Genomic DNA, 14,960 nt, shown 5'->3' on the forward strand with positions numbered 1-14,960 from the left:
GCGTTGCGGCGTCAGGTGACGCAAGGGAAAAGGGCGTGCTTCACGCAAGCACGCCCGCGCTAGCATCTACGTCTTGGGTACGAACATCGCGGCGGAGGTGCGCTCGTCCATGCGCGGAATGATCTCCACATCCTTGCGCGCAGCCCAGGTCGAACCCTGGAAGTAGAGCGGCACGATGGCCATGTCGTCGATGACCGTATGGACGGCAGCCTTGAGCATGTCGTTGCGCTTCTGGTCGTCCATTTCCGATGTCAGGGCAACGAGCTGCTCGTTGAGCTTGGGGTTGCAGTAATGCCCCCAATTGCCAACGCCCCAACCCCTTTGCTTGTCCGGACAGGCGACCAGCATGCGAATCCCGGTGGAGGCTTCGGATGTCTGAACGCCCCAGGCCATCATGACGGATGAGTATTCGCCCTTGTTGCCACGGGTGTTGACCGAAGCGAACGGGGCAGCATCGACATCGGTGCGAATTCCGATGCGGGTCAGCATCTGGGCGATGCCCTGAGCAACGCGTTCGTCATTGATCAGGCGGTTGTTGGGCGTTCCGAGCGTCAGACGAAATCCATCAGGATAACCGGCCTCTGCCAGCAACTTTTTCGCAGCAGCCGGGTCGAATGGCACTTTTTCGAGTTCCGGGTCGTAACCCATCATCTGGTCGGTGGCCATGTTGTTGGTGGGGTAGGCAAGTCCCATCATCAGGCGGTCGTTGATGGCCTTGCGGTCGATCGCCATATTGATCGCCTTGCGCACACGAATGTCCTTGAAAGGGTTGCTCGCGAGCGGCTTTCCATCAATTGCCTTCACGCCCGGCGTCGTATCGCGACCGCTGTCGAGAAACATGAACACCATGCGGTTGGATTTTTTCGATGCAAAGACAAAATCCGGGTTCGCCTTCAACTTCGGAATATCGGGCGTCGGAACGTTTTCGATGGCGTTGACATCGCCTGAAAGCAGTGCCGTCATGCGGCTGCCGTCATTGGGCATGAAACGTAGCGTGACATTGTCCCATTTGGGCTTTCCGCCCCAGTAATCGTCAAAGCGCGTCGTGACGACACGGTCATCAGGCGTGTAGCTGACGAATTTGTATGGGCCGGTCCCGACGACATATTTCGGAGAATTGAACTGCTCCGACTTCACGCCATCGCTTGCCTTTTTGCTCAGCATGAAAATCGAAACGAGATCCGCAGGCAAAAGCGGATAGGGCGTGGCGGTGATCAGGCGAACGGTGTGCTCGTCCACGATCTCCGTGCGGATGATCGAGCGGGTGTAGATCGTGTAGCTCGAAGGGCTGTTCTCGATGGTGGCGGGCCGCTTCAGTGACCAGACGACGTCTTCCGCCGTAAACTCGCTACCATCATGAAACTTCGCCTTCCGAAGTTTGAACTCCCACGTCACATCGTCAATCTTCGTCCAGGATTCGGCGAGACCGGGGGTGATCCGGCTGTCCGAATCCATGATTGTCAACGTTTCGAAGATATTGCGCAGGACCGCGACATTCTGGTTTGCGTTGTGAAATTGCGGGTCCATCGAGGTCGCCGGAGAACTCATGGCGAGATTGAGATCAGCGGCCTGAGTGTTTTGCATCAGCATCGTCAGGACGAAGATTGCCCCAACGGCGGCTTTTGTTTTTGACAGGATAACTTTGGGTCTCACATGCATTTTGGCATTCCCCTTTTTTGTTCATGTCCTTTACAAGGAACATGATATCGTTATAAGGCATTTTAGGTTTCAAATATTCCGTCTGTCAATAGGAGGATTGGTATGAATATCAGAGCTAAGGGAACAGACAGGTTGCTGGACGTGCTCGACGTGATGATGCAGCAGGAAAAGCCGATTACGCGCAATGCCATAGCGGCAATCCTCGGCGCGCCACGCACCACGATCTACAGCGTCATCGACACTCTGCTCACCCGCGGTTACCTCGATCAGATCGAGCCCGATGGCCTGATCGTTCCCGGTCGCCGATGCGGTTTGCTAGGCTTCGCCTATGATAAAAGTACGCCCCTGCTGCGCGAAGCAAAGGACGTGGTCAAAAAGCTTTCGGAAGCCACAGGCGAACTCGTCGAACTGGATGTGCTTCAAGACTGGAAGCAACTGATCCTCGTCTCCCGCTCCGGGCGCGGCCACACATATCGTGGTGCATCGGAGGGCACGCGTATGCCCCTTCCCTGGACTGCGTCAGCGCGCTTCCTCCTGCAAAATGTTGCCCGTGACGATCTGGCCCGCTTCATTCCGTCAGAGGATTTTTCGACACCGTCGGGCCAGCCGACCTCACTGGACATTCTCAGCCATGAGATCGGCCTTGCCCGCGAAACCGGCTTCTGGATCGCGCGCGGCCTGGTCGACCCCTACATCGGTTGCGTCGCCGCTCCCGTTAACAACAGGCAGGGACACTGCATTGGCGTCATTTGCCTGATCCTGCCCTTGCAGGAACTGGCAAAGCGTGAAGAAACCCTCACGGAGATGACCATCCAAGCGGCAAAAGCCCTGACGGCCTCTTGTACGTCCTTGCAGAACCCGTCTTTTTAAAGAGGGCTCACGTCACTGCCAGCTTCTTTTTGTATTTCGGGTCGTCCCAAAGGCCGTCGTTGATCACCTTTGCCACGATCTCGACTGCATTGGTGACATCGTCTTCGCCAATATAGAGAGGGCAGAAGCCGAAGCGCATGATATCAGGCGCGCGGAAATCACCGATGACGCCGTGGTCGATCAGCGCTTGAATGGCGGCGTAGCCATGCTCGAAAGCAAAAGACACCTGCGATCCCCTGATATCGCTTTGTCTGGGTGACGCCAGCTTGAGGCCCGGGCATCGCGACTCGACACCGGCAATGAACATTTCGCTGAGCGTGATGGAAGCTTTTCTGATGTCGCTCATTTCGACGCCGTTCCATACCTCCAAGGCCTCATCCAGAATCGATAGTTGCACGATGGCCGGTGTTCCGACCCGCAGTCTCTCGATTGACATTGCGGGGCGATAGGCCAGTTCCATCCCGAACGGCGCATCATGCCCCATCCATCCGGCCAATGCAGGCTCGATGCTCTCGATCACATCGGGACGGACATAGATGAAGGCTGGCGCACCGGGACCGCCGTTCAGATATTTGTATGAGCAGCCCACCGCAAATTCCGCACCGCAACCGGTCAGATCAAGTGGCACGGCACCCGCGCTATGGGCCAGATCCCATATGACCACCGCGCCGGCTTCCTGTGCCTTGCGCGTAATGGCGTGCATGTCGTGCAATCGTCCCGTGCGATAATCGACCTGCGTCAACATCACCACCGCGACCGTCTCGTCGATGTGGTCGGCAACCTGATCGGGAGATGGGGTGAGAAGACGGTGGCCGCTGGAAATCGTATCGATCAATCCGCCGACCATATAGAGGTCCGAGGGGAAATTGCCGTTATCCGACAGGATCACCTTCCGGTCTGGCCGCATTTTCAGCGCTGCCGCAACTGCCTGATAGACCTTGATGGACAGCGTATCTCCCGTGGTGACGGAGCCCGCAGGCGCACCGATCAACTGCGCAATCTTGTCGCCCACCCGCTGGGGAAGAGACATCCAGCCCGCACTGTTCCATGCGCGGATCAGTTCCTGCCCCCACTCTTCGCCAATTGTCTTGGTGGCTCTTGCCAAAGCACTGGCCGGCAGAGGACCCAGCGAATTACCATCGAGATAGATGACGCCATCAGGCAGATTGAAAAGCTCTTTTCTCAAAACCGTGTTCATCGTCATAATCACAACTCTCCGCGCAGGTGCCAAAGTTCGGGAAACAGCTCAACGCCCAACATTTTTCGCAAATATTCAACCCCAGCCGTGCCGCCGGTGCCGCGTTTGAAACCAATCACGCGTTCTACGGTCGTGACGTGGTTGAAGCGCCAGCGGCGGAAATAATCCTCGATGTCCACCAGCTTTTCTCCAAGCTCGTACATCATCCAGTATTGATCGATATTCTCGTAAACCGTCTTCCAGCGCGCCTGGATTTCAGGAACGGCGGCATGGGGCGACCGCAATTGAGGCGGTGGCATGTGCTCGTCCGAACCATCGACCGTGCGGAACAGAAGCGTAATGACCTCGTCGTAAAAACTGGGTCGATCCAGCTCATCCACCAGCATTTGATGAATGTGGGGTCTATGTTCGTGCGGCTTAAGCAGGTTGGGGTTTCTGTTGCCCAGAATATATTCAATCATCCGGTTCTGGTAGGATTGGAACCCGGAGGACGGGCCAAGCGCTGCACGGAACTTGGTGTAGTCAGCAGGTGTCATGGTGCGCAAAACGTCCCACGCACTGTTCAGCTGTTCGAAAATGCGCGACACGCGGGCCAGCATCTTGAACATGTTGGAGGTATCTCCAGCCTTCAGCGCGCGCCGGGCAGCATCCATTTCATGAATGGCAAGCTTCATCCAGAGTTCGCTGGTCTGGTGCTGGATGATAAACAGCATCTCGTCATGGGCCTGGCTCAGCGGATGCTGCTGGCCGAGAATTCCATCGAGATGGAGGTAATCGCCATAGGACATTGCGTCCGCAAACGACATCTTTGCGCCCTCTGTACCCGGATCATAGACTTTCTCGACCATACAATTCTTACCTTTCAAGGAAGAGCCAAACGCCTGTGCGCATGACGCGCATCAATTCAGGCGGAAACCATGTAATCCACGATATCGCCAACCCCGAAGCGAACCGGATCACATGCTGGAAGGCCATGCGCGGCGGCTGTCTCGGCAAGCAAGGCCTTCGCTTCCGCCTCGCCAAGCCGGGATGTATTGATGCTGATCCCGACGCAGCGAATGGAAGGGGCCGTTTTGCTTCCAAGCAAGGTGGTCAGTGAGATGATTTCCGCGATAGACCCCGTCTTGTGGCCCGGGAAGCCAGCAAGCTCCTCGCGCCCCGCATCATGGCAGACGACGAAGGAATCCGGCTGCGAACCATGCAGCAGGCCGAGCGATACGCCCGCATAAGCGGGGTGAATGAGCGATCCCTGCCCCTCGACGATATCCCAATGATCTGCGGCAGCCGCAGGCGTGAGAGTTTCGACCGCGCCAGCCAGAAAATCCGCAATAATCGCATCGATTGCGAAACCATGGCCGTCAATCAGAACACCCGTTTGCCCCGTTGCGCGAAATGTTGCCTTGATCTCGCGTGTTGCCATCTCCCGGTGAATGGCCAGAGCCGTATATTTCTTGCCCACAGCACAATCCGTACCGACGGTCAGAACACGCCGACCCGAACGGGGAGCGCCATTGGCAATGGGGTGCGGCCCGCCTAAGCGGCGCACGTCATGAAGGCTTCGGCCATTCGCTTCGGCTGCCTCGGCCAGTTCCGTAATGTGATGCAGAGGCTCGTGCATGCCCGAGGCGATATCCAGTCCGCTGTTCACAGCTTCAACCAGCGTCTTCACCCAATTTGCCGGCACGGCTCCACCCGGAGGCGAAGTCCCGATCACCAGAGTTTTTGCCCCTGCGGCAACCGCCTCGGCGATTGTCATATCCGGCAAACCCAGATCAGCAGCGCAATTCGGCTCCCGCAGCTGCGCCAGGCAACGCTCAGGCCGCCAGTAATGCAGGCCAGCACCGGTTTTTGCAAAATCAGCCCGTGGCGTATCGCCAAGATAAACCAGATAGGGCGCTTCGATAGAAATCATTTTGGTTTTCCTTGAAATTAGCCCCACAATGCCGGGGAGAAGTGAGAGATTTTTCCGTCGCGATAGGTCATGGGGGATGGCCGGTCCGAGGCCAGCAGCAACGGACCATCGAGATCAACCCAGTCGGAGAGGCTGGCAATGACATAGGCCGGGGCCATGGAAAGAGACGTTCCCGCCATACACCCAACCATCACGCCAAGACCGGATTGGCGCGCCGTAGCGGCCAGCGCCAGCGCCTCGGTCAAACCGCCGGTCTTGTCCAGCTTGATGTTGACACCCTGATAAAGCGCCGCCACCCTTCGGATATCCGCCGTGGTATGACAGGATTCATCCGCAAAAATCGGGATAGCCGAGCGAATGCCGCCAAGACCATCGTCTCCGTTCACCGGCAGCGGCTGCTCTATCATCTGCACGCCCAGTCTCGACAATTCATCGAGGTGAGCCTGAAGGAACTCGACAGTCCAACTCTGGTTTGCATCCACAATCAGCTTCGCATCGGGTCGCGCATTGCGCACAGCTGCAACGCGCTCGATCACCTGTTCAGTGTTGAGCTTGATTTTCAGCACTCGGTGTTGCGAGCGCAAAGCAGCCTGCGCCATGTCATCCAGAGAGCCGATGCCAATCGTGGACCCGACATCAAGCTCGCGCGGGCCCGGAGACAGTCCCGCCAGACTCCAGATACTGGCACCCGACGCCTTCGCCTTCATGTCCCAAATCGCACAATCCAGCGCATTGCGGGCGGGGCCAGCGGGCAGCGCATTGCAAACGGAGAGCACATCTTCACCGGCCTCAACAGCGTGTTTTGCCGAAACCAACGCCTCCACGGTGTCATCCAACGTCACATCGAAGACGATCGGGACCACGCCTTCGCCGCACCCCTTCACTCCATCACGCGAGACAGTGACATGAACCGTTTCGATGCCCGTGATCGTATGGGTCGCGATGTGGAAGGGTTGGGCGAGAGGCCAAAACTCGGTTGAATGCTCAATTTCGGTCATAGTCCAGCATTCCTCAAGCAGGTGTCTTGTGGCCAGGTGAAAATAAGGTGAGCTATTTGTACGAGAAAATATCTAGCACGATTTTTCGTATTGGAAAATACTTTTTTCCGATACGAAAACATTTCATTTCTTATCACCAGTTGGTAATGTTTCGGAATGAACATCATCGATACGAACGGAACGGCGCAAAGCGCCGAAGAGCAGCGAATGGAGTTCGGGCGCCGTCTGCGCGAAATGCGCAGCGACCGGAACCTGACGCTTGCGGAAATGTCGGAACTGACGGGCCTTGCCATATCGACACTGTCGAAAGTCGAGCGCGGGCTGATGGCACTCACCTATGACCGACTGAGCAGCCTTGCGGCAGGGCTTGGAATGGAGCTAGCAGCTCTTTTTGGCCGTGAAGGAGACAGTTTTCAAAAGAATAGCCTCGCCGTCGCCCGTATCGGCGAGTTTCAGCCACAGGAAACCGAGGAATATTCCTATGAAATCCTGTTCCCGGAGGTCTGGCAGAAGGCCATGACACCGATGACAGGCGTCGTAAAAGCCCACAGCAAAATGTCCTTCGACGACTATATTCGTCACCCTGGCCAGGAATTCGTGCTTGTCATGTCAGGGCAGCTGACGATCTATACCGAACACCATGCTCCGGTGACACTTTCCGCTGGAGAGAGTGCCTATCTGGATAGCGGCATGGGACATATCTACACCTCCGCTGGTGAAGAGGATGCGCGGATTTTGGTCGTGGCATGTCCGTGACAGCGGGCTCGCATTCCAGAACTTTGCGAAACCGGAATTTCCCCTGTGATAAAAAGCGGTGGGCGGTCAAAAACCGTTTTTTGCAGGGATGCTGTGGGTTTTCCAAAGCGGCTTTATGAATGAAGAAGGCCTTTTGAAATCAAGCTGGAAAAATTGGCAGTACGTTTTCTTCCAGCCAGTGGCCGATGGTGAAGGCAGCTAAATTGACCGGCGCAAGAGTGGCAGTATCTGAGCGAAACTTACCGCCGGTCGATGACTGCGGCAGACAATTGGTCAATTCCTGTCACACCCAGCAGGCCCATGTTGCGATGAAGCTCATCCTTGAGGATGCCGGCGGCCTTTGAGACCCCCGCCTGCCCGCCAACCGTGGCGGCATAAAGAAACGGGCGACCGACGAAGACGAATTTTGCGCCGAGCGCCAGCGCTTTTACGATGTCCGTACCGCGGCGAATTCCGCCGTCGATCATGACAACGGTGCCTGCGCCCACTTCATCCACGATCCTCGGCAGGGCCTTGAGTGGCGCGATAGCACCATCCAGCTGCCTGCCGCCATGATTGGAAACGATGATACCATCTGCGCCGCGCTCAACAGCGATAGCCGCGTCTTCTGGATGGAGAATGCCTTTAATGACGAGCCTTCCGGCCCATCTTTGCCTGATCCGGCTGACATGGTCCCAGCTCAGATGATCTTTCTTGCCAAAATCACGCATCACATTGGATGCAAGGATCGGCGCACCGCGCGTGGCATAGGAGTTCTCGAAATGAGGGATGCCATGCTTGAGGATGGTGCGTCCAAAGGTGCCGATGGTCCATGCGGGATGGGTCAGTCCCTGCCAGGCGAGACGCAGGCTTGGTCGAAGGGGTGTCGAGAAACCAGCGCGGACATTGTTTTCGCGATTGGCCAGCACGGCGGTATCCACCGTCAGAACCAGCGTCTTGTACCCGGCTGAAGCCACACGGTCGATCAAGGCATCTATCCGATCCGGCTCACCCGGAAGATAGGCCTGAAACCATGATCGCGGTGCAGCTTCGACGACCTGCTCGAGCCGGATCAGAGACGAGCCGCTCATGATCATCGGGATACCGGCATCCTGCGCAGCCTTGGCCAGCACGAGGTCTCCAAGATAGGCCATCAGGGCGCTGATACCCATGGGGGCTATGCCAAAGGGCGCGCTCCACTCCTCGCCAAACAGGGTGGTCCTGGTGGTTCTGCTTGAGACATTTCTCAGCACCCTGGGCTGCAAAGCGATCTCCTGGAAGGCAGAAGCATTGTGACGCAGGGAGGCATTGGTCTCGCTTGCCCCGGCAATATAGCCAAACAGCGGCTTTGGCAGGTGACGGCGCGCCAAGGGTTCGAAATCGTCAAGGGACAGAACGCCGCGCATACGGCGAGCCGTTGAGAAAGTGATAGGTGACGTCATGGGTAGCTCACAAATTTAATCATGCCAGCGCAGGGGAATCGCTTCTCCGTACGGAAGCGAAAAGGGCGCCTTACGGCGCCCTCTTGTCAGTCTTCGCTCGCCTCGAAGGCGGCTTTTCTGTTCTTGCGAATGGCGGGCAGGATGAGGGTCAGCAACATCAATGCCGTCACCGCCAGAAGCACACCGCTGATTGGGCGTTCAAAGAACACCAGCCAGTCACCCTGCGACAGAAGCATGGCGCGGCGCAGGTTCGTTTCCAGAAGCGGGCCGAGAACGAAGCCGAGGAGAAGCGGACCGGGCTCGCATTTCGCCTTGCGCAGCACGTAGCCAAGGATGCCGAACAGGATGACCAGAGCCACATCGAAACCGCGATTGCTGACGCTATACACACCAACGCAGCAGAACAGCAGAATGGCTGGGTACATCAGGCGGTAAGGGATTTGCAGCAGCTTTACCCACAGACCGATCAGCGGCAGGTTGATGACGAGCAGCATGGCGTTGCCAAGCCACATAGAGGCAACCAGACCCCAGAACAGTTCCGGCTGGTTCTGGATGACTGATGGACCGGGTGTGATGCCGTGAATGGTCATTGCACCCAGCATCATGGCCATGATGGAGTTGGACGGAATACCCAGCGTCAAAAGCGGAATGAACGAGGACTGTGCGCCAGCATTATTCGCAGCTTCCGGTCCCGCAACACCTGCAATGGCGCCGTGACCGAATTTCTCCGGCGTCTTGGAAATGCGCTTTTCGACCGAATAGGCGCTGAACGCGCTCAGGGTCGCGCCGCCACCCGGCAGAACGCCCAGAATGGTGCCGACACCGGTGCCGCGTAGAACGGCTGCCCAGCTATCCCTAAATTCCTCGCGCGTTGGCCAAAGTCTGCCGATCTTGCTTTGCAAAACGCCGCGCACTTCCTTGGATTCAAGGTTGGTGGCGATTTCTGCAATGCCGAACAGGCCGACTGCGATGACGACGAAATCGATGCCGTCGTAAAGGTCCGTCGATCCGAACGTCATGCGAGCCGAGCCGCTGTTGACGTCGATACCGACCATGCCCAGCACGAGGCCGAGGCAGACCATGCCGATGGCCTTGACTACCGAGCCGTGGGCCAGAATGGTGGCTGCGAGCAGACCGAAGATACACAGCGCCACATATTCGGCCGGGCCGAAAGAGAGTGCGAAGGACGACAGCGTTGGACCGGCAACGGCAAGCGCAATGGTTGCCACGGTACCAGCGAAGAAAGAGCCGAGCGCGGCAATAGCCAAGGCAGCGCCCGCCCTGCCCTTTCTGGCCATTTGATAACCATCGATGGCTGTCACGACCGCTGAGGCCTCGCCGGGAAGATTGACGAGAATGGCCGTCGTGGAGCCGCCATATTGCGCGCCGTAGAAAATGCCCGAAAGCATGATCAGCGCGCCAAGCGGCGGCAGGAAAAAGGTCACGGGCAGAAGAATTGCCACGGTTGCGGTTGGTCCGATACCCGGCAGCACGCCAATCAGGGTTCCCAGCAGCGCACCGAGGAAACAGAACATCAGGTTGGTGGGTGTCAGGGCCTCTGAGAAGCCAAGCATAAGTACGTCGAGAAATGCCATCGAAATAATCCGATCAAGTCAGGAAAGGCAATCAGAAGGGCCAGATGGGCATCTGAACGCCAAGTCCGTAAACGAAGAGAAGAGCGCCGAGCGAGGTGAGTACCGCCGTGGAGATCAAAATCTCTTTCCAGCGCGACTCCGGGTCTGCAAGGCTTCCCACCACCAAGAGCCAGATGGTTGCGACGACGAAGCCGAAGCTTTCGGCGGCGAAGGCAAATCCAGCAATGGCGACGACCAGAATGATCAGCGGCTTGGGATTGATCGCATCCAGTGCTTCATGGGGCTTTGACAGTGCCTTGATGAGAACGACCGCGCCGATCAGCGCAATGATGGCGCAGAGCGACTTCGGGAGAAAACCCGGTCCCATCATCGCCGGAGTGCCGTAAGTCAGGTCACGCCCGGCCCAAAGGCCAAGCGCTCCCAGAAATATCATCACGCCACCCGCAAGAATATCGGGATAATCCCGAGTGTTTGCTGCAGGCTTCGTGCTCATTGCTGCACCCAAGGTGTTGTGTCCCAGATCTTCTGGAAGCGGGCGAGACGCGTTGGCATTTCCTTTTCCCAGTCAGGTCCGCTGAGATAAGCCAGTGGCAATGCCATCTGCTTTGCCTGCTTCTGGAACTCCGGATTGTCGAGCGTTGCCTTGACGGCAGCAGCAAAACGATCCGTGATTTCAGCCGGCACTTCGCGAGGAGCGGCAATGCCGCGCTCGGATGTCATCTCGACATTGAAGCCGGATTCGATCGCAGTCGGCACATCTGGAAGCTGCGGCGAGCGCTCTTTGCCGAAGGTGTTGATCATGCGCAGACCCGACGTGTCGTTGCCGCCGAATTCGCTGACGTTAAGTCCACCGCCGGTCACCTGTGAACCGAGGATTGCCGTGCGGGTTTCACCAGCGCCGTTGAACGGGATATGCGTGATCTTGGTGCCGGTTTCAGATCCCAGAATGATGATCGCAAGGTGATCATCCGTGCCGATGCCCGACGAGCCGAAGGAAACCGCACCGGGCTTTGCCTTTGCCGCTGCAATGAAATCCGCCAGCGTTTTGATTTCGGACGCGGCAGGAACGACGATTGCCGCCGGATCATCTACGATGCGCGCAACCGGCTTGATGGTCTTTGGATCGTAACCCAGCTTTCTCTGCACCTGCATGGACAGGAAGCCCGGCGTATTGATGAACGAGAAGGTGTAGCCATCCGGCTTTGCTTTTGCCAGAGCCGTATAGGCGATCTCGCCCGAAGCACCCGGACGGTTTTCGATGACGATGTCAGCGCCGAGTTCTTTTTCGAGATAGGGCTGCATGGCACGGGCCATGACGTCGGTGCTGCCGCCCGGTGCAAAGGCAACGATCATCTGGATTGGCCGGTCTTTCGGCCATTCGGCGTGGGCCGAACCGATTGTTGCCAGCAAGGTGCTGGCTGCCAAAACTGCTGTTCTCATCATATTCATCGATATGCTCCTCCCAAGGAACGCTATGCGGGCCCGGCACCCGCTCTGAAACTAGCCGGGATGTCCTCCAAGCGCGGTGCTGAGCTTTTGCGCGGCAACGCGGAGAATTTCGAGATTTTTGGATATGGCTTCGTCGCCGAAACGCGATGGCGGACCGGTCAAGGCCAGAGAGCCGAACAGGGCCTGACCTTCGCGGTAGATTGGTACTGCGATGCTGGCGACCTGTGGATCGCGCTCACCGATCGTGACGTGAAAGCCTTGGGCGCGAATGTCATCGTAGATTTTTCCGGAGACACCCGTGAAAGCCAGAATGACGCGCCCCGGCGCACCACGATCCAGCGGCATCGTGTCGCCCACGCGGGCGGAATGGCGGATGGACTGCGTCGAGTCATGGCGATGAAGGCAAACGCGCACGTCGCCTTCCTTGATATAGACCGCAGCACTTTCGCCGCTCTCATCGCTGATCTGCGCAAGTAGAGGCTCAACGACCGTCGATGATTTGAATGTGGATTGATACAGACCGCCGAGACGCACGAGCTTCGGCCCAAGCCGCCAGCTGGCATCTTCATTGCGGACAAGCATGGAGGATTTGGCGAGCGAACGCGCAATGCGAAGGACCGTGGATTTGTCGAGTTCTGTGCGACGCGCAAGCTCACCCAGCGTCAACGCATAGTCGACGTCCGTAAAAGCTTCCAGCATCGAAACAGCCCGTTCAACAGCTGCAACACCCGAAGAATTGCCTGGCATTGGTTTAAAACCTCCCGTAAAAAAGCGTTGTACCAAGTACAACACCTTTTCATTTAGTACAATACCCGATAATGAGGATTCGTCAACCGTCGCTCCCATGCGCAGCGACGCACCGAAATTCGGGAGGTTTTAGTGAGCAAAATCAATACGGTGGCGGCGGCCACAAACCCATCAGCGGCCACGGCTACAAGTCACAAGGTCCTCGTGACAGGAGCGCAACTGGCGCCCGAAGCGACTGAACTTCTCCAAAAAAGTGGAATCGAGACCATTTATGCAGATGGCTATAGCGGTTCTGAAAACCTTGCCCAGATCGCCAAGACCAATGCGGTCGATGCCATCCTCGTGCGTCAAGGGCAGATAAACGATCTGGTCATCGGATCGTCGTCGCGTCTTCGCGTGATCGCAAAACACGGAAGCGGCGTGGACAATATCGATCTCGACGCCGCAACATCTCACAACATTCCCGTGCTGCGCGCGCTTGCCGCCAATGCCCAATCGGTGGCGGAACTGGCGATCACGCTGTCTGTGACGCTGATGAAAGACATCGGCACGCTGAGCGACACGGTCAAAGGTGGCGCATGGCCAAAGACCAAATATGTCGGTCGTGATCTTGCCGGTGCAAAATTCGGCATTATCGGCTTCGGTGAAATCGGCCGCAGAACCGCCAAGCTTGCCCAAGGGCTTGGCATGGAAACCATCGCCTACGATCCATTTGCGGATGACGCGGACGGCACGCGCGTGAGCCGCGATCTTTCGGACATTCTGGCCGAGAGCGACATCGTCAGCCTGCATTGCCCACTGTCTCCACAGACCCATCATCTCATCAATGCCGAGCGTCTGAAGCTGATGAAGCCGACCGCTTTCATCGTCAACACCTCACGCGGCGCGGTGATTGATGAAGCCGCTCTGCTGGACGCCTTGAAAGATGGAAGCATCGCTGGCGCCGCACTCGATAGCTTCGAACAGGAGCCACCAGCACAGGACCATCCGTTCTGGGCGCTGCCCAACCTCATCGCCACCCCGCATGTGGGCGGCGCGAGCCGTTCGGCACTGCGCAACATGGCCGTGCAGAGCGCGCAGCACATTGTCGACGTCCTGACCGGCGTGCCGTTCGACCGGCGCGCATTGGCCAACCAGAACCTCGAGCAGAACTAACCCACCCAACACGAAATGGAGGAATTGAGATGTTAGGTTTCAGAGTATGCAAGCGTAAGCAAAATGTCAGCGCGGACTGGGTCGAAAAATTCAGAACCCTGCCGGTTGCCAATGTCAGTGACGTGATGTCACGCATGACAGCTGGCGGCGCGCCGCTGCGTCCATTCTACACCGGCCCGCGCATGGTTGGTGCTGCAGTCACCGTCAAGGCACGTCCCGGCGATAATCTGATGGTTCACAAAGCGCTCGACATTGCCGAACCCGGCGACATCGTCGTCGTCGATGCCGGTGGCGATCTCAGCAATGCGATCATCGGCGAATTGATGGTTGCACACGCCGCCCAACGCGGCCTCGGCGGCATCGTCATATTCGGCGCCATCCGCGACAGCGAAGAATTGCTGGCAGGTTCCTTCCCGGTCTTTGCCGCAGGCGTCACCCACCGCGGCCCTTACAAGGATGGCCCCGGCGAAGTGAACGTCCCCATCGCCATCAACGGCATGGTCATCGAACCGGGCGACCTCATCTGCGGTGACGCCGACGGCCTTCTCTCCGTTCCCCTCGCCTCCGTGGAAACCGTCTTCGAAGCCGCATCCAAAAAGCACGCGGCAGAGACGAAGCAGATGGAAAACATCAAGCTCGGCAAAAACGACCGCGCCTGGGTGGATGCGTCCCTTCAGCGTCTGGGATGCGTTGTAGAAGAATGAAAACAAAAAGGGGCGTGGAAGTTCCACGCCTCCCTCACTTGCACCGACTTAGACACGAGCGCCCACGCTTCAGCGCATGGGACAGGAATTCGGCCTGAAGAGCTCGGCAAGAAACATGGATGCGCACTGCATTTGACCTAGGGCAACGGGAATGCTGCCGCTCGCCATCTCGGAAAACCGTAAGAAAAAGCGGCCTTTCAACCGTCCCAGTTGATGTTCCAAGTTCTCAGCGCGGTATCAACGGCATTCAAAATCTACCGCCGTAAAATTACCCGCAATAATTTATAATCTAAAAATATACGCCCTTAAATGGCATTAATATGACAGCCTTTTCAGTATCAGTTATTTATGTATTTCGAAAACTCGTTTTTCAATTCGATAATTATTTTATTGACTTATATATCTTCACGTAAGCTCTGAAACTTACATGTCAACCATAAACTTTAAATGGTTTATTTTAAAGATACATCCTCAACTTGTAAAATAACGTAAACTC

General features: G+C 57.0%; 15 protein-coding genes. 5 read left to right on the forward strand and 10 right to left on the reverse strand.

Going from position 1 to position 14,960, the window contains the following annotated elements; translation table 11 throughout:
* Positions 1-66: 66 nt before the first annotated feature.
* Positions 67-1,659 (reverse strand): ABC transporter substrate-binding protein, encoded by a 1,593-nt coding sequence (locus ABUK73_RS17295; RefSeq protein ID WP_353578355.1) that lies wholly within the window; start codon positions 1,657-1,659, stop codon positions 67-69.
* Between the two features lie 102 nt (positions 1,660-1,761).
* Here ABUK73_RS17295 and ABUK73_RS17300 point away from each other — a divergent pair, with 102 nt between their 5' ends.
* Complete coding sequence (locus ABUK73_RS17300) at positions 1,762-2,529, forward strand: IclR family transcriptional regulator (protein WP_353578356.1); 768 nt, start codon at positions 1,762-1,764, stop codon at positions 2,527-2,529.
* 7 nt (positions 2,530-2,536) lie between these two features.
* Here ABUK73_RS17300 and kynU read toward each other — a convergent pair whose 3' ends face one another.
* From kynU to ABUK73_RS17320, 4 genes are read right to left on the reverse strand one after another with little or no spacing between them, the layout of a single operon-like run.
* Positions 2,537-3,733, reverse strand: a complete 1,197-nt coding sequence (gene kynU / locus ABUK73_RS17305; protein WP_353578357.1) for a kynureninase — start codon at positions 3,731-3,733, stop codon at positions 2,537-2,539.
* A gap of 2 nt (positions 3,734-3,735) precedes the next feature.
* Positions 3,736-4,575 (reverse strand): tryptophan 2,3-dioxygenase, encoded by an 840-nt coding sequence (locus tag ABUK73_RS17310; protein ID WP_353578358.1) that lies wholly within the window; start codon positions 4,573-4,575, stop codon positions 3,736-3,738.
* A 56-nt stretch (positions 4,576-4,631) separates the two neighbouring features.
* Entirely contained in the window at positions 4,632-5,636 is a 1,005-nt protein-coding gene (locus tag ABUK73_RS17315; RefSeq protein ID WP_353578471.1) for a DUF1611 domain-containing protein, read from the reverse strand.
* Positions 5,637-5,656: 20 nt separating this feature from the next.
* Complete coding sequence (locus ABUK73_RS17320) at positions 5,657-6,637, reverse strand: dipeptide epimerase (protein ID WP_353578359.1); 981 nt, start codon at positions 6,635-6,637, stop codon at positions 5,657-5,659.
* 156 nt (positions 6,638-6,793) lie between these two features.
* On the opposite strand from ABUK73_RS17320, the gene ABUK73_RS17325 reads away from it, so the two are divergent.
* The gene (locus tag ABUK73_RS17325) at positions 6,794-7,393 is read left to right on the forward strand and encodes a helix-turn-helix domain-containing protein (RefSeq protein ID WP_353578360.1); all 600 of its coding nucleotides are present in this window, start codon (positions 6,794-6,796) and stop codon (positions 7,391-7,393) included.
* A 58-nt stretch (positions 7,394-7,451) separates the two neighbouring features.
* The gene (locus ABUK73_RS17330) at positions 7,452-7,595 is read left to right on the forward strand and encodes a hypothetical protein (protein ID WP_353578361.1); all 144 of its coding nucleotides are present in this window, start codon (positions 7,452-7,454) and stop codon (positions 7,593-7,595) included.
* Between the two features lie 37 nt (positions 7,596-7,632).
* Here ABUK73_RS17330 and ABUK73_RS17335 read toward each other — a convergent pair whose 3' ends face one another.
* The 5 genes from ABUK73_RS17335 to ABUK73_RS17355 form a co-directional block, all read right to left on the reverse strand.
* Positions 7,633-8,814: an alpha-hydroxy acid oxidase gene (locus ABUK73_RS17335; RefSeq protein ID WP_353578362.1), complete on the reverse strand. Its 1,182-nt coding sequence runs from the start codon at positions 8,812-8,814 to the stop codon at positions 7,633-7,635.
* Between the two features lie 86 nt (positions 8,815-8,900).
* Positions 8,901-10,409, reverse strand: a complete 1,509-nt coding sequence (locus tag ABUK73_RS17340; protein ID WP_113087548.1) for a tripartite tricarboxylate transporter permease — start codon at positions 10,407-10,409, stop codon at positions 8,901-8,903.
* 31 nt (positions 10,410-10,440) lie between these two features.
* Positions 10,441-10,902, reverse strand: a complete 462-nt coding sequence (locus ABUK73_RS17345; protein WP_353578363.1) for a tripartite tricarboxylate transporter TctB family protein — start codon at positions 10,900-10,902, stop codon at positions 10,441-10,443.
* Positions 10,899-11,858, reverse strand: coding sequence for a tripartite tricarboxylate transporter substrate binding protein (locus tag ABUK73_RS17350; protein WP_113087546.1), 960 nt, complete (start codon positions 11,856-11,858; stop codon positions 10,899-10,901). Before ABUK73_RS17350 ends, ABUK73_RS17345 begins: the two co-directional genes overlap by 4 nt.
* Before the next feature lie 51 nt (positions 11,859-11,909).
* Positions 11,910-12,605 (reverse strand): IclR family transcriptional regulator, encoded by a 696-nt coding sequence (locus ABUK73_RS17355; protein WP_353578364.1) that lies wholly within the window; start codon positions 12,603-12,605, stop codon positions 11,910-11,912.
* A gap of 132 nt (positions 12,606-12,737) precedes the next feature.
* Between ABUK73_RS17355 and ABUK73_RS17360 the strand changes: the two genes are divergently transcribed.
* The gene (locus ABUK73_RS17360) at positions 12,738-13,760 is read left to right on the forward strand and encodes a hydroxyacid dehydrogenase (protein ID WP_353578365.1); all 1,023 of its coding nucleotides are present in this window, start codon (positions 12,738-12,740) and stop codon (positions 13,758-13,760) included.
* A gap of 29 nt (positions 13,761-13,789) precedes the next feature.
* A complete protein-coding gene (locus tag ABUK73_RS17365) occupies positions 13,790-14,464 on the forward strand; it encodes an RraA family protein (RefSeq protein WP_353578366.1) in 675 nt (224 codons plus the stop codon).
* Positions 14,465-14,960 lie beyond the last annotated feature (496 nt).

Origin of the sequence: Agrobacterium vacciniicorymbosi (assembly GCF_040427045.1) — a bacterium.
GTDB lineage: Bacteria > Pseudomonadota > Alphaproteobacteria > Rhizobiales > Rhizobiaceae > Agrobacterium.

Coding starts and splice junctions, on each gene's coding strand:
- ABUK73_RS17295 (WP_353578355.1), bottom strand. CDS start 1,659: ATGCATGTGAGACCCAAAGTTATCCTGTCAAAAACAAAAGCCGCCGTT.
- ABUK73_RS17300 (WP_353578356.1), top strand. CDS start 1,762: ATGAATATCAGAGCTAAGGGAACAGACAGGTTGCTGGACGTGCTCGAC.
- kynU (WP_353578357.1), bottom strand. CDS start 3,733: ATGACGATGAACACGGTTTTGAGAAAAGAGCTTTTCAATCTGCCTGAT.
- ABUK73_RS17310 (WP_353578358.1), bottom strand. CDS start 4,575: ATGGTCGAGAAAGTCTATGATCCGGGTACAGAGGGCGCAAAGATGTCG.
- ABUK73_RS17320 (WP_353578359.1), bottom strand. CDS start 6,637: ATGACCGAAATTGAGCATTCAACCGAGTTTTGGCCTCTCGCCCAACCC.
- ABUK73_RS17325 (WP_353578360.1), top strand. CDS start 6,794: ATGAACATCATCGATACGAACGGAACGGCGCAAAGCGCCGAAGAGCAG.
- ABUK73_RS17335 (WP_353578362.1), bottom strand. CDS start 8,814: ATGACGTCACCTATCACTTTCTCAACGGCTCGCCGTATGCGCGGCGTT.
- ABUK73_RS17340 (WP_113087548.1), bottom strand. CDS start 10,409: ATGGCATTTCTCGACGTACTTATGCTTGGCTTCTCAGAGGCCCTGACA.
- ABUK73_RS17345 (WP_353578363.1), bottom strand. CDS start 10,902: ATGAGCACGAAGCCTGCAGCAAACACTCGGGATTATCCCGATATTCTT.
- ABUK73_RS17350 (WP_113087546.1), bottom strand. CDS start 11,858: ATGAATATGATGAGAACAGCAGTTTTGGCAGCCAGCACCTTGCTGGCA.
- ABUK73_RS17355 (WP_353578364.1), bottom strand. CDS start 12,605: ATGCCAGGCAATTCTTCGGGTGTTGCAGCTGTTGAACGGGCTGTTTCG.
- ABUK73_RS17365 (WP_353578366.1), top strand. CDS start 13,790: ATGTTAGGTTTCAGAGTATGCAAGCGTAAGCAAAATGTCAGCGCGGAC.